Raw genomic sequence first — 19,080 nt, 5'->3', positions numbered from 1 at the left:
CTCTTCGTTCTCTTCCGCGTTAAATAGATAACCTATTATGCTGAAACAATCAATACAGCGATCAGCTGTGCGGGCGGCGCCGGACGAGGAGTGCACGCAGGTGGACATCAGCTATCCCCCGGAGACGGAGACCTTCCGCGCGGAGGTCAGGGCCTTCCTCGCCGCGTCGCTGCCGGCCGGCTGGAGCGGCATCGGCGCCCTGGACGAGGAGGCCGCCTGGGCCTTCGCCCGCACCTGGCGCGGGCAGCTCGTCGAGCGCGGTTACCTGTCCCTGACCTGGCCCGAGGAGTACGGCGGCCGCGGTCTGTCCAAGCTGCACCAGGTCGTGCTGATGGAGGAACTCGCCCTGGCGGGGGTACCGTTCGGGCTGCCGCAGGACACCTTCGGCGTGAAGATGCTGGCGAACACGCTGCTGCGCTGGGGCACCGAGGAGCAGAAGAGCCGCTTCCTGCCCCGCATCCTCAGCGGCGAGGACACCTGGTGCCAGGGGTACTCCGAGCCCGACGCGGGTTCCGACCTGGCCTCCCTCAAGACCCGGGCCGTACGGGACGGCGACGCGTGGGTGATCGACGGCCAGAAGGTGTGGACCTCCGGCGCCCACCACAGCGACTGGATCTTCGTCCTGGCCCGGACGAACCCCGGGGCCTCCAAGCACCGGGGCATCTCCTTCCTCCTGGTCCCGCTGGACCAACCCGGCATCCAGGTACGGCCGTTCCGCATGATGAGCGGGCAGCTGCACTTCAACGAGGTCTTCTTCGACGGCGCTCGCACCCGCGCCGACCTCGTGGTGGGCGGCGTCGACAACGGCTGGACGGTCGCCCAGAGCCTGCTGGGCGTCGAGCGCGGGGAGGAGGCGGCGACCAACCCGATCCTCTTCCGGGCCGAGGTGGAACGCCTGATGGAACTCGCGCGCCAGTACGGCAAGGACCGGGACCCGGTCGTCCGGCAGCGCATCGCCTGGTGCTGGTCCAAGGTCGAGATCATGCGCTGCCTCGGCTACCGGATCCTCACCGGCTGGCTCAAGGGCGCGGAGCCGGGCCCCGAGTCGTCGATCGCCAAGCTGTACTGGAGCGAGTACCACACCGAGGTCACCGATCTGGCGATGGACATCATGGGCCTGCACGGCCAGGTGCCGGTCGGCCGGCCGCCCCTGCGCACGTACCGCACCGACGACCCCGGCGCGGCGAACTCCTCCGCGTCCTGGTCGACGACGTACCTGATCGCCCGCTCGGGCACGATCTACGCCGGCACCTCGCAGGTGCAGCGGAACATCCTCGCGGAGAAGGTGCTGGGGCTGCCGCGCGAGCCCCGGATCACGAATCCGTAGGCCTCTCGAAGACCGCGAGCTCCGGGACGGGACGCGGACCGGGGCCCGGCCTCCAGCCGGCGTCGATCTTGCGCAGGCCGACGCCGTCCGGCGCCCAGACGTGGCAGCTGTTCAGCACCCAGGCGGTGGCGCGCGGGTCGTGGGAGGACGGGCCGCCGGCCCGGTTGCGGGCCGAGATGGCGGCCTGGACGACGGCCGGGCCGAGCGCGCGGGTCAGTTCGTACAGGTGGGTGCAGCCGGACACCCCGCGAAACCGCTCCTGGATGGCCCGGTTGTAACCGCCGGCCACGCCGAGCCCCACCAGAGATTCGAAGGCGGGCGCGATCCGCGGGCACTCGGCGTGCGGGAAGTCCTTCATTCCGGCCTCGGCCGCCACGATCACCATGTCGGCGAGGCGGACCCGCACCGCCAGCACCATGCGGTGGACGGTGCCGCCCGGCGGCCGCTCCCAGGGGCGCTCGTCGCGCAGTTCCGCCTCGACCGAGATCTCGCCGGCGCTCTCCTCGAAGGCGGTGACGGTGATCGTACGACGGTGCAGCGGCAGTTCGGTGCGGGTCATGACGAGTTCCCCTCCAGGGCCGGCGCACCCTCTCCGAGCGCCGGGAATACCGGTGGGCGACGCTCGATGAAGCTGAGCACCCCCTCGCGGTAGTCCGCAGCGCGCTTGGCCACCGCCAGCAGGTCTGCCGCGCTCTCGCTGCTCTCGGTGAAGGTTCTCGCCTGGTCGTCGGCGAGCTGCCGTTTGATGAGGGACATCGCGTACGGACTCGCCGAGCGGGCCAGCTCGGTGGCGTAGGCGAGGGCCTCGGGGAGCAGGTCGTCCGGCTCGGCCAGGCGGTTGACCAGGCCCAGCGACAGGGCCTCCGTGCCGGTGACCCGGCGCGAGGACAGCAGCAGGTCGGCGGCGTTGCCGTACCCCACGAGCCGGGGCAGGATCCAGGAGACGCCGTCCTCGGCCACGAGTCCGCGGGCGCTGAAGGCGGCGGCGAACTTGGCGTTCGGCACGGCGAACCGGACGTCGCACATCAGCGCCTGGTTGAAGCCGATGCCCGCACAGGCGCCGTTGACGGCCGCTACCACGGGCTTGGGAAACGTCATGGGGCGGGTACGCGGGGGCAACTGCCCGGTGGGCCACGGCCGGGCACCCGAGGAGGCCCCGTCCAGCACGTTCATGTCCATGCCGGGACAGAAGCTGCGTCCGGCGCCGGTCAGCACCACCACCCGCACGCGCGGATCCGCCTCCGCCCGATCGAACAGCTCGTTGTAGAGCAGCTCCATCTCCAGCGTCCAGGCGTTGTGCCGCTCCGGCCGGTTCAGGGTGAGGATCATGACCCCGTCGTCGGTGAGTTCGGTGAGGATCACCGGGGTCGCCTTCTCGGTCATCGAGGTCACTCCCACGGGCCAGGCCCCCCTAATAGATAGATGAATCATCTATATCCCAAGGTGTGCCAACCGCGCCAGACCGGGTCCCGTGATGTCATGATCGACCATCTCTTGACCTGGTACCCTCGATGCACTAAGACGATTCATTTTGCTATATGAGGAGCGCACCGTGGCCGAGGCAGCCCGCGCAACCGAAACGGCGGCCGTGCCCGCCCCCGCCCGCAGCCGCGTCGGGCGCCAGGTGCGGGTACCGAAGACCGCCGAACTGGTCGCCGCGCACCTACGCCGCCAGATCGTACGGGGCGAACTGAAGCCGGGCGACGCGCTGCCCCCCGAGTCGGGACTGATGGAGCAGTTCGGCATCTCGCGGCCGACCCTGCGCGAGGCGTTCCGCGTCCTGGAGTCGGAGTCCCTGATCACGGTGCGCCGCGGCGCCCACGGCGGCGCCCGGGTGAGCGCGCCCGACGCGGACGTCGCCGCCCGCTTCGCCGGCCTGATCCTCGAGTACCGCGGCGCCACACTGGGCGACCTCTACCGCGCGGCGGCGCTCATCGAGCCGCCCTGCGCCCGCCAGCTCGCCACCAAGCACAGCGCGGCCGACATCACGCGGCTGCGCGAGGCGGTCGCCGCCGAGAAGGCGGCCCTGGAAGACCCCCTCGCCCTGGTCGATGCCCAGGACGCCTTCCACGCGCTACTGGTGGAGCTCACCGGCAACCAGACCCTGATCCTGCTGTGCGGCATGGTGCGCAACATCATCGACCGGGCCAACGCCTCGTACACCGCGGCCGCCACCGACGCCGAGACCCAGAAGGCACAGGCCCTCAAGGGCCACCGGGCGCACGTCCGGCTGATCGGTCTGATCGAGTCCGGCAAGGCGGACGAGGCGGAGAAGCTCTGGCAGCGGCACATCTCCAGCGCCGACGACGTGGTGAACGCGGCCGGACCGAAGACGGTCCTCGAGCTCATCGACTGACCTGCCGGGCCCTGCGCGGCGAGCCCGACCGCGAGAACCCCTTGCCTCGGAGAAACAGTTAGATAATTATAGAAGGAGCACTGAATAGGCTGCATTGAACAGAACCTGGGGTCCGGAGGCGACGGCCATGGCCGAACACCGCAAGCGCATCTTCGACTGCGACCAGCACATGTACGAGGAGCGGGACTCCTTCACCCGCTACCTCCCGAAGGAGTTCCTCGGTGCGGCGGTCGCACCGGTGACGCTGCCGGACGGCCGGGAGGTGATCCTCGCCGGGGACCGGATCGTCGTGTGTCTGGAGCCCGAGTTCGGACAGGTCTACCGTCCCGGCTCGCTGAAGGAGATGCTCAAGGCGATGGCCTCGGGCAATCCGGAGGAGACGTACCAGTTCGAGCCGATGCACGAGTCGTACCAGAACCGCGAGTCACGGCTGCGGGTCATGGACGAGCAGGGCCTGGACCAGACGATCATGTACCCGGGCGGCTGGGCGCTGGTGGCCGAGGAGTACGTCAAGGGCGTCGAGCCGCTCTACGCCAACTACCACTCCTTCAACCGCTACATGAACGAGGTGTGGGGCTTCGACCACCAGGGCCGCATCTACGCCCCGGCCCTGCTCTCCCTGCGCGATCTGCCCAGCGCGGTCAAGGAGCTGGAGTACGTCCTGGAGCAGGGGGCCCGCTTCATCCTGCTGCCCACCGGGCCCGTGTACGGCCGTTCACCGGGCGACCCGTACTTCGACCCGTTCTGGAAGCTGGTCAACGAGGCGAAGGCGAGCGTCTGCTACCACATCAGCGAGTTCTACTACAACTCGCAGGTCGCCCCCTCCTGGGGCTTCGACCCGCACCCGATCCACTTCCGGATGTCGGCCTGGCAGTGGCAGAACACCTACGGCCAGCGCCCCATCGAGGAGACGCTGTCCGCGCTGATCTTCGACAACCTCTTCGGACGCTTCCCCGACATCAACGTCCTGGTGTCCGAGTTCGGCTCCGAGTGGGTGCCGCACTTCGTCCGCCACATGGACAAGAGCCGGGGCATGGGCCGCAACGGCCCCTGGATCGGCGGGCAGTTGGACGAGCGGCCCAGCCAGGTCTTCCGCAAGCACGTCCGGGTGGTGCCCTATCCCGAGGACGACATCGTGGACGTGGTGAAGCGTCTGGGCTACCACGAGTCCATCGTCATGGGCTCCGACTTCCCGCACGCGGAGGGCCTGGCCGCCCCGGGCGACTTCCGTAAGCTGATCGCGGAACTCGACGAGTCCGCGCAGGACGACATCATGTTCAACAACGCCCAGCAGCTGATCACCCGCTGAGCCTCGCAGGCCCCGTTCGCGGCGGAGAACGGGCCCGGAACTCCGTCCGTCACCGCCCTCAGCCTCCGCCCGAACCGGGTGGGCACACCCTGACCAGGGGCGAGCAGGCTCACCTGCCTGTCCGCCACCCGGCACCGGCATCCCCTTCCTCACTGGCGGGCCCGCACCGGCGTCAGCTCGGCTTCAGCACCACCGCCTGGCCCCCGGAGGGGGCCATGGCCACACTGAGCACGGTCGCCGAGGTGAGGGTCCGGCTGCTCACCACGACGGGGGTCTGGTAGGCGGAGGTGCCGGGCGTGCCGTCGGCGTAGACCGTCGCCGTCCAGTTGCCACTGCCGAGGAAGGACAGCGGGAGCGACAGCGTCCGGGCCGACTCGTTGGTCATGGCGCCCAGATACCAGGTGGTGCCCTTGCGGCGGGCGACCGCGACGTACTGGCCGATCGAGCCGGCGAGGGTGCGGCTCTCGTCCCAGGTGGTGGGGATGGCGTCGAACCACGGCAGGCCTGGCCAGTTGGCGGTGTTGGAGTACTTCGACGGTGAGTCGTACCAGTAGAGGAAGTTCAGCGGTTGGTAGAAGACCGCGGCCATCGCCATCTGGTGGGCGTTGGTGGTCTGGTCGCGCGACTGGCCGTAGCAGATGGTGTAGTCCATCGGCCCGCCGACGTTCCGGGCGAACGGCAGGGTGACGTTGTGCGAGGCGGTCGGGAAGTGCTCGTTGCCCCGCACACCCTCCAGGCTGACCCAGTTGGGGTACGTCCGCTCGTAGCCGAACGGACGCACGTCGTCGTGCGTGTCGAGCAGCAGCCTGTACTGCGCCGCCGCCCTGGCCCAGGCGATGATCTGGTTGGTCATGGCCTGGGTGCCGTCGTTGATGAAGCCCAGCTTGACGCCGGCGATGCCCCAGCTGCGGTAAAGAGCGAACAGCGAGTCCGCGTCGGGTATGGCCAGGGGATTGACGTAGAGGATGACGCCGATGCCCTTGCTCGCGGCGTGGGAGATCACCGACGGCAGGTCGATCGCGGCGATGGGCTTGGTGGCGTCGGTCGTCGTGTGCTCCGGCCCGTACCAGCCGGAGTCGTACTCGATGTACTGCAGCCCGCGGGCGGCCGCGAAGTCGACGCCCGCCATGCCGTCGGCGGTGGTCAGCTGGCAGCGGAAGACCTTGCCGGGCCTGATCCACGAGGTGTCGGCCAGCGCGCCGGTGGGGGCCAGGTTGAGCACCAGCTCGGCGTTGTCGACGAGTTCGGCGTGGGTGGAACCGGTCACCACCGCGCGCCAGGGGGTGGCGAACGGGGTGGTCACCGTTGAGGTCGTCTGCACCGGCCCACTCCCCCGGGCGGTGTGCTCCATCAAATAGGTGGCCAGGGTGTTCGGCTGCCCGGACACCGAACTCAGCATCAGCCGTGGGTAGTTGACCCGGGACGACTCGCAGACGCAGGCGATCAGCCCGCCACTCGCATACGTCGCGGTCAGCGGCAGGTCGGTCAGCGGGCCGGTGTCGGTGCCGGAGGTCCCGGTGGACGGGATCGAGCCTGGGGCGACCGGGTTGTACGGGTCCTCGTCCCGGTAGCCGTAGACGAGTGCGCTGTCGGGGAAGACGAACGTCGTCAGCTCGTCGGCGATGGTGGCGGTGCCCTTGTCGAGCAGCGCGTACCGGAAGGCGACACCGCTGGGGTAGGCGCGGAGCTGGACGCTGAAGTTGATCAGGGTGGCGGTGTCCTGGAGGTTCCAGCGCATCTCCTGGTACCAGTCGTGGACGGTCGCGTTGCGGCCGTAGACCGGGGACCAGGTGTTGTCGACAGTCCAGTGCTGGTAGTTGGTGAGGAGCGTGCCGCCGCGGCCGAGCATCGTCCCGTCGCTCAGTTTCAGGCCGAGGGCCGAGGTGTCGACGACGGACACGCCTTTGCGCTTGGCCGACCAGCTCAGGACGCCGCCGGTCAGGGACATCGTGATCGTGGTGCTGCCGTCGGGTGCCGTCGCGGTGACCGAGGTGTCCGCCGCCGCGGCTGTACCCGTCGCACCGAGGCCGGCCGCGGCCGCACCGGCGGCGACCGCCGCGCCCTTGAGCAGTCCTCGGCGGGACACCGAACGTGCTGGTAGCTGCATGGCAGTACACCTCTCCGTGGGGTGACCGGCGTCTGTAGAGCGGGAACCGACTCAACACAACCAAACAGCAACCAACGGTTTCCCACCAACATCGGGCAGTTCTACGGCAGTACTCCGGGTAGGTCAACAGCTCGAGCAACAGCATGAACGGGCGTCAGGTTCCTACCAGACCTGCCCATCTGAGCGCTGATGTGGGCATCGGGGCGGGGTCGGCAGGTCACCACACCCGTCACCCCGGCCGGCCGTCTCCGTCCTAACAAAACAAAATCGATCGCACATCTTGACACCGAACCGAACAGGTAGCTCTCATTTCCCACTGAACGGCCGCTTCCCCACGTCGGCCGCGTTCACCGTTCTCGCGGGCCCCAGCTCTCCCATCCAGCGCGCCGCCAGGCAGCTTCGCCGGGCGGACGACGTCATGCGATTCAGGACATCGAAGGAGATGCAGAGCATGCCGAATCGAGCACTCCACAACAGAGCCCCGCGCAGCCGGTGGCGGGCAGTCGCCGCCGCGTTCCTCACCGTGCTGGGAAGTCTCACGGCACTGTTGCTGCCCGCCGTGCCCGCCAGCGCCGCCTCCGTCACGTTCACTCTGGGCGCCACCAGGACCGACCAGAACGGAAACACGCTCCAGCTGCACGGCCTGGGCATCATCAAGGTCGGCAGCACCTGGTACGGCTTCGGCGAGGACAAGACGGGTGAAACCTCGTCCAACACGTCCTTCCAGGACATCCCCTGCTACGCTTCGACCGACCTCGCCAACTGGACGTACCAGGGCGTGGCCCTGGCCAAGCAGGCCAGCGGCGACCTGGGCCCGAGCCGGGTCGTGGAGCGGCCGAAGGTCATATACAACGCGTCGACCAGCACGTACGTGATGTACATGCACATCGACAGCACCAACTACGGCGACGCGCGGGTCGGCGTGGCCACCAGCAGCACCCCCTGCGGGCCCTACACCTACCGGGGCAGCTTCCGCCCGCTGGGCAACGTGAGCCGGGACATCGGCCTGTTCCAGGACAGCGACGGCACCGGCTACCTGCTGAGCGAGGACCGCAACAACGGCCTGCACATCTACAAGCTCTCCGCCGACTACCTCTCCGTGGACAGCGGCGTGGCCCTGCTGGGCAGCGGCGGATCGGCCAACAGCTACGAGGCGCCCGCCATGGTGAAGATCAACGGCGTCTACTACCTGCTCGCCTCTCACCTGACCGGCTGGGGCGCCAACGACAACGTCTACACCACCGCCACCTCGCTGAGCGGGACCTGGGCGCCGATGCGGAACTTCGCGGCACCGGGCACCCACACGTACAACAGCCAGACGGCCAACATCATCACCGTGCAGGGCAGCGCCGGCACCACCTACATCTACGCCGGCGACCGGTGGAACGCCGGCGACCTCGGCAACTCCCAGCTGATCTGGCTGCCGATGACCATCCGCGGCACGGTGGTCAACGTCGGTCAGTACCCGAGCTGGTCGCTCGACACCGGCGCCGGCACCTGGACGCCCGACTCCGGCGTGCCCACCAACGCGGTGCACACCCTCACCAACGCGGGCAGCTCGATGCTGATGGACGTCGCGAGCGGTTCCACGACCAGCGGCGCCAAGATCATCCAGTGGCAGTCCAACGGTGGCGACAACCAGAAGTGGACGCTGAACCGGGTGGCTGACAACGTCTACACACTCGTCAGCGTCAAGAGCGGCCTGTGCCTGGACGTCCCGAGCAAGTCCGCCGCGGAAAATTTCCAACTGCAGCAGTGGACCTGCAACGGCGGCGCCAACCAGCAGTTCGCCGCCGACCTCGTCGGCAGCCTGACCGGCACCAAGTTCATGCTTGTCAACATGGGCAGCGGACTGCACATCGGTGTGGACTCCTCCTCCACCACCGCGGGTGCCGCCGTCGTCCAGCTGACCGGCACCGGCGCCACCAGCCAACAGTGGACGATGTCCTGACCATCCCGATGCTAGTGCCGCGGCACTAGGAGCCGACCAGGCCCGCCGCCAGGTTCGCGATGTCGGTGATCAGGCGGGTGCCGTGCGGGGAGTGGTCGTAGCCGGCCAGCGGATAGCCGTTGCACAGGCAGGCGAAGGACAGGCCCGACTCCGGTTCCATGAAGCCCAGTTGGTAGGCGGCTCCGGCGCTCCCGAAGAGTGCGGGCGAGCCGGTCGACGGCAGGTTGCTGCCGGCGTCGGGGCCGGCCACGGTCACGAACAGCCCCATGCTCGTACGGGGTCCACCGCCGCCCCCGTAGATCCGCTCCCCGTGCGGGCGGTCGGTGAACCGGATCCGGATGCCCTCCGCCACCGCCTCCGGCTTCCACAGGCCGGAATGGAACAGCGCCTGGAAGTACAGCGCGACATCGGCGGCCGTGGCGACCAGGGCGTGACTGGGCTCGCCGGCCGCCAGCACCTTCGGATCGGACAGGTACCACGGCCCCCACGGGTCGGGTTCCTGCGTGTCGTCCGTGCGGTCGGTGGCGAGCATCGGTGCCACGGAGCCCGGCTGCCGTTCCACGGGCACCCCCAGCTCGATCGACGACAGACCCAGCGGCGCGGTGATGCGTTCGCGCAGGTAGTCGGCGAAGGCCAGCCCCGTACGCCGTTCGGTGATCTCGGCGATCAGCCAGGCCGACGAGGTGAGGTGGAACTGGAAGCGGCTGCCCGGGGGGTAGTCGAGCCGCCAGCGTCCGAAGGCGGCCAGCCGCTGCTCCCGGTCGAGCGCCTTGGAGAGTCCGAGGGGCGCGAAAGGGAAGCCGGCGGTGTGCGTGAGCACCTGCTCGACCGTCACCGCCGCCTTCCCGTTCGGCGCGAACTCCGGGATGATCTCGGCGACCCGTTCACCCACGTCCAGTAGTCCGTCACCGATCAGCTTCCACACCGCGCCGGCGACGATCGACCGTCCCACGGACTGCAGGACGTACCGGGTGTCCGGGCGGGCGTCGCCGTAGGTCTCGCAGGCCACCAGCCGCCCGTCGTGGGCGACGGCGACCTGCGCCGACGGCAGGGGGCCGTGCTCGACCTCCCGCCGGATCAGCTCCAGGAGCGTGCCGAGGCGGGTCGAGTCGACCTGGTCAGACATGGGGTCCTCCTTCGTACGGCTCGCGCAGGGCACGGCGGACGACCTTGCCGTTGGCGTTGCGCGGCAGGTCGGCCACGAACCACCAGCGCACCGGGACCTTGAACCCGGACAGCCGGGCACGGGCATGGCTTCTGAGCGCCGTCGGTTCGGGCGGGGCGCCGGGGTCGGCCGCGACGACGAACGCGACGACCGTCTGCCCGAGCCGTTCGTCTGGTACGCCGGTCACCGCCGCGTCCGCCACGCCCGGATGCGCGGTCAGGACCGTCTCGACCTCCAGCGGATGGACGTTCTCACCGCCGCGGATGATCATGTCGGTGCGGCGGCCGAGAAGGTAGAGGTAGCCGTCGTCCGCGATCCTGCCCAGATCGCCGCTGTGCAGCCAGCCCTCGGCGTCGACGCGGAAGAAATGGCCGGCGCGGGCGTGGATCTCGCCGACGCCGTCCGGTCCGGCGTCGGCGACCCACACCTCGACGCCGGGGGCGGGCCGGCCCACCGAACGCAGCAGCTCGGCGCGTCCCGCCACCGCTTCCCGGTGGTCCTCGGGCGTGAGCACGCTGATCGGCGACCCCTCCGTCTGGCCGAACATGTTGAGCATGCGGACACCGGGCATCGCCTCGTACGTCCGCCGCAACGTGCCCGGACGCACGGGCGCGCCCCCGTACTGGAGGGTCCGCAGGGTCGGGTGCCGTGCCTCGCCTGCGGCCAGCAGGGTCTCCAGCATCGCCGGGACCATGCTGGTGTGTGTGGTGCCGAGGTCCCTCAGCAGGCTCCAGCCCTCGACGCTGAAGCGGGGCAGGCCGGTGATCAGCGCGCCCGCGGCGAGGGCGACGGCGATGTTGCCGAGGCCCGCGATGTGGTGGAAGGGCGCGCTGCCGCCGTAGAAGCTGTCGGGGTCGAGCCCGCACAGCCGCCCGTTGACGCGGGCCCGGGCGGCCAGCCGCCGCTGGCTCATGGGGACGGGTTTGGGCAGGCCGGTCGTGCCGGAGGTGTGCAGGACGGCGGCGAGTTCGTCGGGGAGGGCCGTCAATGCCCTGGCCTTGCTGGGGAGTTCGGGCACCAGGGCGATCCGCCGGCCGCACAGCTCGGCGACCTGTTCGGCGAGGTGGGCGAACTCGGGCTGCGCCAGCAGGATCCGGGCCGGCATCCCCTTGACCACGGCGGCGATCTCGTGCGCGGTCATGCGGACGCCGAGCGGCGCGAGCGGGTGGCCGGAACCGGCGCCGCCGATGACCAGCGCGAGGGCGTCGGCGGAGGTGGCGACCAGGGCCGGGGCGGGGAGGCCGGGCTCCAGGCCGAGCGTGTCCAGCCAGTCGGCGGCGCCGCCCGCCCGGTCGAGGAGTTGGCGTCCGCTCCAGACCAGGTCGCCGAAGCGGACGGCGGGACGGTCGTGGTCGTAGGCGCGGATCACCATGGCCGTCCAGGTGCCGTCGACCGGGTCGAGGGTCCGCGCCAAGCCGACCTCCGGCGCTCCGTCCGGGCGTCGCGACCCGCGCTGGAGGTCCTCCGGCAGGTTCCGCCCGACATCCTGCGCGCCGTCGCGCGTGAGCGGCCCCGCACGCCGGACGACGGGAGCACCCACCCGGGCCAGGTCGGGCAGCGACTTCGCGTCGCCCACCCGCGCCGCTTCGGCCGCCGTCACTGGCCCAACCCCTCGCGCCGGCGCTGCCTCTCGTGCCGGGCCGCCCTCGGCGGGACGCGCGGTGGTCATCGGCTCAGGGCTCCAGGCGGGCCGCCGCTGTGCCGGTGACCACCTCGACGCCGTTCTGGTTGACCGCGCGCAGCGCGAAGTGGGCGACCGGGGCGTCCGGCGTGTCCTCGATCGACTCGACGGTGGCCGTGGCGGTCAGGGTGTCGCCGGGCCAGACCTGTGCCTTGAAGCGCACGCCGTAGCGCAGCAGGGACTCGGGGCCGACCCAGTCGGTCAGGACCCGGCCGGTCATGCCCATGGTGAGCATGCCGTGGGCGAAGACGCCGGGGTAACCGGCGGCCTCGACGGCGAACCGCTCGTCGGTGTGCAGCGGGTTGAAGTCTCCTGAGGCCCCCGCGTACTGCACGATCCGGGTCCGCTTCAGATCCTCGACGAGGACGATCTCGCGCGTCTCGCCGACCTTGATGTCGCTGCTGCTCAGGCTCATCGGGCGTCCTTCGGGGTGGCGGGGCCCTCGGGCACGACGGCCACGGTCACGGCGCTGACGACCGGCCGGCCGTCGGCGTCCCGGTACTCGGTGACGCGCTCGCTGAACAGCAGCCGGCCGGTGCGGCCCTGCTTCTCCCAGCTGCGTCCCGGGACCGTGTGCGCGTACAGCGTCTCGCCGGCGCGCACCGGGCGGTGGTACTCGAAGTGCTGTTCGGCGTGCAGCCCGCCGCCGCCCTCGGCCATCACACCGGGACCCGCGCCCGACCCGAACCACTCCTCGTCCGGCTTGGGCCGCAGGTGGTAGTCGGGGTCGTAGTGCGCGCTCGCCATGGTGAAGGTGGGTGGGGCGAGGGCCGACTCGCCCTGGTACGCGGGGTGTTCGTCGCCGATGGCGCGGGCGAACATCATGATGTGCCCGGCTTCGACGGGAAACGGCTGCCCTGTCATCGTCAGGAACCTCCTCGGTCAGTACGGCAGGAACGCGTCGCGGGTGGCCTCGTCCGGGTCGAAGTCCGGCGGCAGGCCCTCGAACTTCGGCTCCCGTTTCTCCATGAAGCTCGCCACGCCCTCCCGGAAGTCGGGCGAGCCCGCGAAGTACTCCATGGCGGAGTAGGAGCGGGCCAGCGCGTCGGTGAAGGTACGGTCCAGATCGCCGTACACCTGGTGGCGTACGACGGCCATGGCGCGCGGGGAGCAGTTGCGGGCGATGTCCCGGGCGTAGGCGCGGGCGGCGTCCAGCAGGTCCTCGGGTTCGACGACCCGGCTGACGAGGCCGAGGGCCTTGGCCTCGTCGGCGTCGAAGACCCGGCCGGACAGCAGCAGGTCGAGGGCGTTCTCCAGGCCGACCACGCGCGGCAGCACGTACGGCAGGTTGTACTCGCCGGCCAGGCCGCGTCGGGTGAAGGCGGTGGTGAAGCGGGCTCCGCGGGCGGCGAAGCGGACGTCGCAGATCAGTGCCTGCACCAGGCCGATGCCCGCGCAGGCGCCGTTGACGGCGGCGATCATCGGCTTGGGCAGGGTGCGCCTGCTGTACATGGGGACGCGGGCCTGGAGGTTGAGCGACTGGCCGGGCTGGGCGTTCTGTTCCAGGCGTTGTACGTCCATGCCGGGGCAGAAGGCCTTGCCCGCGCCCGTGACGATCACGACCCGGACGGCCGGGTCCTGTGCGGCCTCGTCGAGGAGCGCGAAGAAGCGGCGCTCCATGGGGATGCTCCAGGCGTTCCTGCGCTCGGGCCGGTTGAGGGTGACGGTGGCGACACCGTCCTCGTCGACCTCGTACAGCACCAGGTCGTCCTGGGCGGGCTCGTCGGTCATGGCGCTCACTCCTCGGTCAGGGCGTCGATGGGGTCGATCGGCTCGCCGACGCCGGGCCGCTCCCCGGAGATGGTCACCACCACCTGACCCCGTGCGCACAGGCGTCCGTCGGTCAGCACGTCGACGTCGGCGAAGTGCAGCCTGCGGCCGCGCCGGACGCAGCGCGCGTGGGCGACGGCCTCCCGGCCGCGTGCGGGGGCGAGGTACTGCACGGACAGGGAAACGGTGCTCAGCCGGCTGCCGTGGGTGAAGTCGTGTCCCGCGATCACGGCGCCGGCGCCGGCGGTGTCGATGAGCGCCGAGATGACCCCGCCGTGGAAGACGTCCTCGTGGGCGGAGAGGGACTCGGCGTAGGGCAGCACGATCTCCACGGCGTCCGCGTCCCAGCGGGTCACCCGGATGCGGCAGTGCCGGTTGAAGGCGACCCCGCGCTCCCAGCGGGCCCGGAACCACACCCGGCGTTCGCGCTGTTCCTGTTCGGTGAGGGTCCTCGCCGCGACGGTCATCAGCACGCCCTCCGGTCTCGGCCGACCGGCCGATCCATATAGTTACATGATTTGAATAGTTGAGGCAATCAAGCGGCCATCGTTCCGGGTCGCCAGATGTATTATTTATATAACTGATTTGCAGCCCGTGAACAGAGGGAGACCTCGATGCCGTCGACCGCCCTGGCCGGGATCCGCGTCCTGGACCTGTCCCGCATCCTCGCCGCTCCCCTGGCCACCCAGCTGCTGGCCGACCTGGGCGCCGAGGTCATCAAGGTCGAGCGGCCCGGCACGGGCGACGACTCCCGCAGCTACGGCCCGCCGTTCGCGCCCGGCACGGACACCGCCGCCTTCTACCTCTCCTGCAACCGCAACAAGCGGTCGGTCACCGTCAACCACGCCACCGCCGAGGGCCAGGAGGTGATCCGCGCGCTCGCGGCCCGGTCCGACGTGCTGGTCGAGAACTTCCGCACGGGCACGCTGGCGAAGTACGGCCTGGGCCACGAGAGCCTGCGGGAGCTGAACCCGCGGCTGGTGTACCTCTCGGTCACAGGCTTCGGCCAGACCGGCCCCTACGCCGAACGGCCCGGCTACGACGGCATCTTCCAGGCCATGTCCGGGATGATGAGCGTCTCCGGGCACCCCCAGGAGCCGATGAAGGTCGGCGTCAGCATGGTCGACATCCTCACCGGCCTGTACGCCGCGACGGCCGTGCTGGCGGCTCTGCGCCACCGGGACGCCACCGGCGAGGGCCAGTTCATCGACCTCTCCCTGCTGGACTGCGGCCTGGCCTCGCTGTCGCACTTCGCGATGAACTACCTGGTCTCCGGTGAGGTACCGGCCCGGCGCGGCAACGGCGGATACGGCGGCATCCCCTCCCAGGCGTTCCAGTGCGCCGACAAACCGCTCTTCCTGGTCGCGGGCAACGACAAGCAGTTCGCGGCGTTCTGCGCGGCCGCCGAGCGCACCGACCTCCTCCAGGACCCCCGGTTCGCCACCACCTCCGCGCGCATCACCCACCGGGAGGAGATCCTGCCGGTGCTGGAGGCGGTCATGCGCACCCGGACCCGGGACGAGTGGCTGGCCGTGCTCGACGAGCACGACGTGCCCGCGGGGCCGTTCAACGAGATGCCGGAGGTCTTCGCCGACCCGCAGATACGGCACCGGGGGATGCTGGTCGAGGTCGAGGGCCCGGTGTCGGGGCGGCTGCCGCTGCTCGCCAATCCGATCCGGTTCGGGGCGACGCCGGTCGAGGGGTACACGCCGCCGCCGGCGTTGGGGGAGCACACCGATGAAGTGCTGGCCGAGGTGGCCGGGTTGGCGGAGGACCGGATCCGGGACCTGCGCGGTCGAGGCGTCGTCTGACGCGCGGGCTCCCTACGCGATGAGGGTCCGGCCGCCCTCCAGCATCAGCGTCGCGCCTGTCAGGTAGGCCATGTCGTCGCTGACCAGCGCCGCCACGGCCCGCCCGATGTCCGTCTCCGGGTCGCCCATCCGGCCCAGTGGGATGCCGGCCACCACCTGGTCGGCCTTGTCCGGATGGGCGGCGAAGTACGCCTGGGCCGCCGGACTCAGCGCGGCCGGGCAGACGACGTTCACCCGGATCCCGTACGGGCCCCACTCCCGCGCGGCGACGCGGGTCAGCCCCCGGACGGCCTCCTTGGCCATCGCGTAGGACGCGAACCCCGCCTCGCCCAGCACCGCGGCCGACGAACCGAGGTTCACGACGCTGCCGCGGCTCGCCCTCAGATGCGGCAGGGCCGCCAGCATCGCGTGAAAGGCGGCCAACGGGCCGCTGCGGTAGGCGAGTTCCACATCGTCGTACGACGTCTGCTCCAGGCGGCGCTGTACGGAGCTCTGCGCGTTGTTGACGAGCACGTCCAGGCCGCCGAACTCGCGGACCGTCTCCGCCACCATGCGGTCGATGTCGGCCCGTTCGCCCACGTCCCCGACCACGGTGTGCACCCGCCCGCCGCGCTCGGCGATCATCCGCGCACTCTCCTTGAGTCTTTCCTCGGTGCGGCCCGTGATCACCACGGCCGCTCCCTCGGCGGCCAGCGCGAGCGCGATGCCCCGGCCCACGCCCTGTCCGCCGCCGGTGACCAGGGCCGTCTTCCCCGCCAGCCGCCGCATCAGGTCTCCTTCCAGAAGGGTTTCCAGGAGGGGAAGGCGTCCGGCAGCGCCGGTTCTCCGGCGTTCTGCCAGCCCGCGAATCCCACCTGCTGGGGCCGTTCGGTCACGTCGGCGGCGTACCAGTGCTGCTCTCGGCGCCGGGAGAAGTACCACTCGCCGTCGACGCGCGCGTAGTCGTCGAGGTAGCGGATGGCCATGACGATCCACCGCTCCCCCACCTCGTGCTCGGCGCGGCAGTAGACGGAGCCGGTGGCCGTGTCGCGGCCGGTGAACTCGATCCGGTGGCCGCAGACCTGGTGGACGGACCGGCGAAAGCCCCTGACAAGGGGTTCGATGTAGGCCCGCAGCGCCTCCCGTCCGTGGCCGTGGCGCCCCATGTCCACGTCGGGCCGGAAGCAGCCGGTCCAGGCGTCGAGGTCGCGTGCGTCGACGGCGAGCGCGTACCGCACGGGCAGTTGCTGGATGGCGAGGTGCGACTCGACGCGGTCGAGGCGGTCCTCGAGCGGCGTCACGGCCGGGGCTCCTTCGGCAGGCCCAGGATCTGCTCGCCGATGATGTTGCGCTGGATCTCGCTGGATCCGCCGTAGATCGTCTCCGCCAGGGACAGCAGGAAGGAACGCTGCCGGGTGTCCAGGCCGTAGTCCGCGCCGACGATCTGCCCGGCGGGGCCCGCCAGCTCCTGTGCGAGATGCCCGAGTTGCTGGTGGCGTGTCGAGGCGTACAGCTTGGCCGTGGTGGCCTGGGCGCCGGGGGTGCGGCCCGCGGTGAGTTCGGCGAGGGTGCGCAGGTTGGTGGTGCGCATGACGCGGACGGAGATCCAGGCGTCGACGATCCGGCGGCGCAGCATCGGGTCGTCGAGCGCGCCGCGTTCCCGGGCCAGCTCGATCAGCGACTCGGCCTCCCGCTCGAAGGTGAGCTGCTGGGGCAGGAGCGTGGTGCCGCGCTCGATGCCGAGCGTGGTCATCGCGGTCCGCCAGCCCTGGCCGACCTCGCCGACGACCATGTCCGCGCCGGTGCGGGCGTCGGAGAGGAACACCTCGGCGAACTCGTCCTGGCCGGCGAGGTTGCGGATGGGGCGGATCTCCACGCCCGGCTGGTCCGTGGGCACGAGGAGCATGCTCAGGCCCTTGTGCCGGACGGAGTCCGGGTCGGTGCGGGTGAGGACGTAGAGCCAGTCGGCGTGCATACCGAAGGACGTCCACACCTTCTGGCCGCTGACCACCCATTCGTCGCCGTCGCGGTCGGCGCGGGTGCGCACCGAGGCCAGGTCGGAGCCGGCACCGGGCTCGCTGAAGCCCTGGCCCCACAGTTCCTCAACCGCGAGGATCGGCGGCAGAAACCGCTTCTTCTGCTCTTCGCCGCCCACCTTGAGCAGCATGGGGCCGAGCAGGTCGAGCGCGTTGCCGGTGGCCCGGTAGGGGGCCTCGGCGCGGGCGTACTCGTACTCGAAGACGATCTCCTCGAGGAGCCCGAGCCCCCTGCCGCCGTACTCCTGCGGCCAGCCCACGCCGAGCCAGCGCCCGGCGGACAGCTCGCGGTCCCAGGCCAGGCGGACCTCCCAGGCCGCGCCGTCGGTCGGACCGCCGACTCCCCGGTGCTCGGCGAACTCCCCCACCAGGTGGTCCGCCAGCCAGTCCCGCAGTTCCTCGCGGAACTCGCGCACCGCCGGTCCGAAGTCCAGCTCCATGTCTGCTTCTCCCTGTTCTGCGAGATCTCAGATACCGAGCCGGGCGGTCAGCAGTTCCCGGTGGTACGACGGTGTGCCGAGCAGCACCTCGGAGCTCTTGGCCCGCTTGAAGTACAGGTGCGCCGGGTGCTCCCAGGTGAAGCCGATGCCGCCGTGGACCTGGATGTTGTCGCCCGCCACTTTGGTGAACACCTCCGAGCAGAAGGCCTGCGCCACGGCGGCCGAGACGGCGATCTCCGTGGCGTCCCCGGCGTCCAGCGCCCACAGGCCTGCGTACGCGGCCGAGCGGGCGGACTCGATCTCCACCAGCATGTCGGCGCACTTGTGCTTGATCCCCTGGAAGGAGCCGATGGGCCGGCCGTACTGGACCCGGATGCGCGCATAGTCGACGGCAGCGTCGAGGGCGGCGGCCGCTCCGCCGACCTGTTCGGCGGCGAGCAGGACGGAGGCCGTGGCGAGGGTGCGTTCGAGGACGGGCCAGGCCGTGCCCTCGGTGCCGATCAGACGGGCGGGGGTGCCGGTGAAGTCCAGGCGGGCCTGTTTGCGGGTCTGGTCCAGGGTGGGGAGCGGGGTACGGGTCAGGCCCGCCGCGTCGGCGTCGACCGCGAAGAGGCTGATGCCCGCGGGGGTGCGGGCGGCGACCAGGAGCAGGTCGGCGAGGAGGCCGTCGGTTACGTAGGTCTTGGCGCCGGTCAGCCGCCAGCCGTCGGCGGTGTCGCGGGCGGCGAGGCGGATGCCGGGCTCGTCCCAGCGGCCACCGTCCTCGGTGAGGGCGAGGGTGGCGATCGTGGCGCCGGAGGCGATGCCCGGCAGGAGGTCGGCCCGAGCCTGTTCGTCGGCGCAGCGCAGCAGGGCCTCGGCGGCCAGGGCGACGGTGGCGAAGTACGGCTCGCACAGCAGCGCGCGGCCCGCCTCCTCGAAGACGACGCCGAGTTCGACGTAGCCGAAGCCCGAGCCGCCGTACTCCTCCGGTACGGCGAGGCCCTGCAGGCCCAGTTCACCGGCCATCCGCCGCCAGACGACGACGTCGTGGCCGCTCGGGTCGGCGGCCAGCCGGCGCACGGCCGCCTCGTCGGAGTACTTGGCCAGGAAGGACCGCACGACGGTGCGCAGTTCGTCCTGTTCCTGGCTGAAGGTGAGATCCATGC

18 protein-coding genes are annotated in these 19,080 nt (G+C 70.6%); 5 read left to right on the top strand and 13 right to left on the bottom strand.

Annotation, left to right across the window (positions count from 1 at the left end):
- Nucleotides 1-100 precede the first annotated feature (100 nt).
- Nucleotides 101-1,327 carry an acyl-CoA dehydrogenase family protein gene (locus ACIRVK_RS34895; RefSeq protein ID WP_404254310.1) on the top strand — a complete coding sequence of 409 codons (1,227 nt, stop codon included), beginning with the start codon at nt 101-103 and terminating at the stop codon, nt 1,325-1,327.
- Here ACIRVK_RS34895 and ACIRVK_RS34890 read toward each other — a convergent pair.
- Together ACIRVK_RS34890 and ACIRVK_RS34885 are read right to left on the bottom strand one after the other, a co-directional pair.
- The gene (locus ACIRVK_RS34890; RefSeq protein WP_404254308.1) at nt 1,314-1,886 is read right to left on the bottom strand and encodes a DUF2889 domain-containing protein; all 573 of its coding nucleotides are present in this window, start codon (nt 1,884-1,886) and stop codon (nt 1,314-1,316) included. The genes ACIRVK_RS34895 and ACIRVK_RS34890 overlap by 14 nt on opposite strands.
- Complete coding sequence (locus ACIRVK_RS34885; protein ID WP_404254306.1) at nt 1,883-2,710, bottom strand: enoyl-CoA hydratase-related protein; 828 nt, start codon at nt 2,708-2,710, stop codon at nt 1,883-1,885. The genes ACIRVK_RS34890 and ACIRVK_RS34885 overlap by 4 nt, the downstream gene beginning before the upstream one ends.
- Nucleotides 2,711-2,879: 169 nt before the next feature.
- On the opposite strand from ACIRVK_RS34885, the gene ACIRVK_RS34880 reads away from it, so the two are divergent.
- Entirely contained in the window at nt 2,880-3,683 is an 804-nt protein-coding gene (locus tag ACIRVK_RS34880; protein WP_404254304.1) for a FadR/GntR family transcriptional regulator, read from the top strand.
- 127 nt (nt 3,684-3,810) lie between these two features.
- The gene (locus tag ACIRVK_RS34875; RefSeq protein ID WP_404254302.1) at nt 3,811-4,992 is read left to right on the top strand and encodes an amidohydrolase family protein; all 1,182 of its coding nucleotides are present in this window, start codon (nt 3,811-3,813) and stop codon (nt 4,990-4,992) included.
- 172 nt (nt 4,993-5,164) lie between these two features.
- Here the strand turns inward: ACIRVK_RS34875 and ACIRVK_RS34870 are convergent, their stop codons facing one another.
- Nucleotides 5,165-7,099 (bottom strand): glycoside hydrolase family 97 catalytic domain-containing protein, encoded by a 1,935-nt coding sequence (locus tag ACIRVK_RS34870; protein ID WP_404254300.1) that lies wholly within the window; start codon nt 7,097-7,099, stop codon nt 5,165-5,167.
- 451 nt (nt 7,100-7,550) lie between these two features.
- Here ACIRVK_RS34870 and ACIRVK_RS34865 point away from each other — a divergent pair, with 451 nt between their 5' ends.
- Complete coding sequence (locus ACIRVK_RS34865) at nt 7,551-9,050, top strand: RICIN domain-containing protein (RefSeq protein WP_404254298.1); 1,500 nt, start codon at nt 7,551-7,553, stop codon at nt 9,048-9,050.
- Nucleotides 9,051-9,075: 25 nt separating this feature from the next.
- Here the strand turns inward: ACIRVK_RS34865 and ACIRVK_RS34860 are convergent, their stop codons facing one another.
- From ACIRVK_RS34860 to ACIRVK_RS34835, 6 genes are all read right to left on the bottom strand, one after another.
- Nucleotides 9,076-10,176: a serine hydrolase domain-containing protein gene (locus ACIRVK_RS34860; RefSeq protein WP_404254296.1), complete on the bottom strand. Its 1,101-nt coding sequence runs from the start codon at nt 10,174-10,176 to the stop codon at nt 9,076-9,078.
- Nucleotides 10,169-11,815: a class I adenylate-forming enzyme family protein gene (locus ACIRVK_RS34855; protein ID WP_404254294.1), complete on the bottom strand. Its 1,647-nt coding sequence runs from the start codon at nt 11,813-11,815 to the stop codon at nt 10,169-10,171. Before ACIRVK_RS34855 ends, ACIRVK_RS34860 begins: the two co-directional genes overlap by 8 nt.
- Nucleotides 11,816-11,888: 73 nt before the next feature.
- Nucleotides 11,889-12,311, bottom strand: a complete 423-nt coding sequence (locus ACIRVK_RS34850) for a MaoC/PaaZ C-terminal domain-containing protein (protein ID WP_404254292.1) — start codon at nt 12,309-12,311, stop codon at nt 11,889-11,891.
- Nucleotides 12,308-12,760 (bottom strand): MaoC family dehydratase N-terminal domain-containing protein, encoded by a 453-nt coding sequence (locus ACIRVK_RS34845; RefSeq protein WP_404254291.1) that lies wholly within the window; start codon nt 12,758-12,760, stop codon nt 12,308-12,310. Before ACIRVK_RS34845 ends, ACIRVK_RS34850 begins: the two co-directional genes overlap by 4 nt.
- Nucleotides 12,761-12,778: 18 nt before the next feature.
- On the bottom strand, nt 12,779-13,627 hold the full coding sequence (locus ACIRVK_RS34840; RefSeq protein ID WP_404254289.1) for an enoyl-CoA hydratase-related protein: 849 nt from the start codon (nt 13,625-13,627) through the stop codon (nt 12,779-12,781).
- Between the two features lie 5 nt (nt 13,628-13,632).
- Nucleotides 13,633-14,133 carry a PaaI family thioesterase gene (locus tag ACIRVK_RS34835; protein ID WP_404254287.1) on the bottom strand — a complete coding sequence of 167 codons (501 nt, stop codon included), beginning with the start codon at nt 14,131-14,133 and terminating at the stop codon, nt 13,633-13,635.
- A 147-nt stretch (nt 14,134-14,280) separates the two neighbouring features.
- Between ACIRVK_RS34835 and ACIRVK_RS34830 the strand changes: the two genes are divergently transcribed.
- Nucleotides 14,281-15,477 (top strand): CaiB/BaiF CoA transferase family protein, encoded by a 1,197-nt coding sequence (locus tag ACIRVK_RS34830; RefSeq protein WP_404254285.1) that lies wholly within the window; start codon nt 14,281-14,283, stop codon nt 15,475-15,477.
- 12 nt (nt 15,478-15,489) lie between these two features.
- On the opposite strand, the gene ACIRVK_RS34825 is transcribed toward ACIRVK_RS34830, so the two are convergent.
- Genes ACIRVK_RS34825 through ACIRVK_RS34810 form a run of 4 tightly spaced genes read right to left on the bottom strand, consistent with a single transcriptional unit; the run spans nt 15,490 to nt 19,078 of the window.
- Nucleotides 15,490-16,245 carry an SDR family NAD(P)-dependent oxidoreductase gene (locus ACIRVK_RS34825; RefSeq protein ID WP_404254283.1) on the bottom strand — a complete coding sequence of 252 codons (756 nt, stop codon included), beginning with the start codon at nt 16,243-16,245 and terminating at the stop codon, nt 15,490-15,492.
- Nucleotides 16,245-16,757 (bottom strand): nuclear transport factor 2 family protein, encoded by a 513-nt coding sequence (locus tag ACIRVK_RS34820; protein ID WP_404254281.1) that lies wholly within the window; start codon nt 16,755-16,757, stop codon nt 16,245-16,247. Before ACIRVK_RS34820 ends, ACIRVK_RS34825 begins: the two co-directional genes overlap by 1 nt.
- Nucleotides 16,754-17,932, bottom strand: coding sequence for an acyl-CoA dehydrogenase family protein (locus tag ACIRVK_RS34815; protein ID WP_404254279.1), 1,179 nt, complete (start codon nt 17,930-17,932; stop codon nt 16,754-16,756). The genes ACIRVK_RS34820 and ACIRVK_RS34815 overlap by 4 nt, the downstream gene beginning before the upstream one ends.
- 27 nt (nt 17,933-17,959) lie before the next feature.
- Nucleotides 17,960-19,078 (bottom strand): acyl-CoA dehydrogenase family protein, encoded by a 1,119-nt coding sequence (locus tag ACIRVK_RS34810; RefSeq protein ID WP_404254277.1) that lies wholly within the window; start codon nt 19,076-19,078, stop codon nt 17,960-17,962.
- Nucleotides 19,079-19,080 lie beyond the last annotated feature (2 nt).

The organism is Streptomyces sp. NPDC101152, assembly GCF_044768275.1.
Lineage (GTDB): Bacteria > Actinomycetota > Actinomycetes > Streptomycetales > Streptomycetaceae > Streptomyces.
Note: the sequence above shows the minus strand (reverse complement) of the source record. Positions and strands in the feature narration are given on the sequence as shown.

Excerpts from the sequence above, each read along its gene's own strand:
- ACIRVK_RS34890 (WP_404254308.1), bottom strand. The coding sequence starts at position 1,886 with ATGACCCGCACCGAACTGCCGCTGCACCGTCGTACGATCACCGTCACC.
- ACIRVK_RS34885 (WP_404254306.1), bottom strand. The coding sequence starts at position 2,710 with ATGACCGAGAAGGCGACCCCGGTGATCCTCACCGAACTCACCGACGAC.
- ACIRVK_RS34875 (WP_404254302.1), top strand. The coding sequence starts at position 3,811 with ATGGCCGAACACCGCAAGCGCATCTTCGACTGCGACCAGCACATGTAC.
- ACIRVK_RS34870 (WP_404254300.1), bottom strand. The coding sequence starts at position 7,099 with ATGCAGCTACCAGCACGTTCGGTGTCCCGCCGAGGACTGCTCAAGGGC.
- ACIRVK_RS34865 (WP_404254298.1), top strand. The coding sequence starts at position 7,551 with ATGCCGAATCGAGCACTCCACAACAGAGCCCCGCGCAGCCGGTGGCGG.
- ACIRVK_RS34860 (WP_404254296.1), bottom strand. The coding sequence starts at position 10,176 with ATGTCTGACCAGGTCGACTCGACCCGCCTCGGCACGCTCCTGGAGCTG.
- ACIRVK_RS34850 (WP_404254292.1), bottom strand. The coding sequence starts at position 12,311 with ATGAGCCTGAGCAGCAGCGACATCAAGGTCGGCGAGACGCGCGAGATC.
- ACIRVK_RS34845 (WP_404254291.1), bottom strand. The coding sequence starts at position 12,760 with ATGACAGGGCAGCCGTTTCCCGTCGAAGCCGGGCACATCATGATGTTC.
- ACIRVK_RS34840 (WP_404254289.1), bottom strand. The coding sequence starts at position 13,627 with ATGACCGACGAGCCCGCCCAGGACGACCTGGTGCTGTACGAGGTCGAC.
- ACIRVK_RS34835 (WP_404254287.1), bottom strand. The coding sequence starts at position 14,133 with ATGACCGTCGCGGCGAGGACCCTCACCGAACAGGAACAGCGCGAACGC.
- ACIRVK_RS34830 (WP_404254285.1), top strand. The coding sequence starts at position 14,281 with ATGCCGTCGACCGCCCTGGCCGGGATCCGCGTCCTGGACCTGTCCCGC.
- ACIRVK_RS34825 (WP_404254283.1), bottom strand. The coding sequence starts at position 16,245 with ATGCGGCGGCTGGCGGGGAAGACGGCCCTGGTCACCGGCGGCGGACAG.
- ACIRVK_RS34815 (WP_404254279.1), bottom strand. The coding sequence starts at position 17,932 with ATGGAGCTGGACTTCGGACCGGCGGTGCGCGAGTTCCGCGAGGAACTG.
- ACIRVK_RS34810 (WP_404254277.1), bottom strand. The coding sequence starts at position 19,078 with ATGGATCTCACCTTCAGCCAGGAACAGGACGAACTGCGCACCGTCGTG.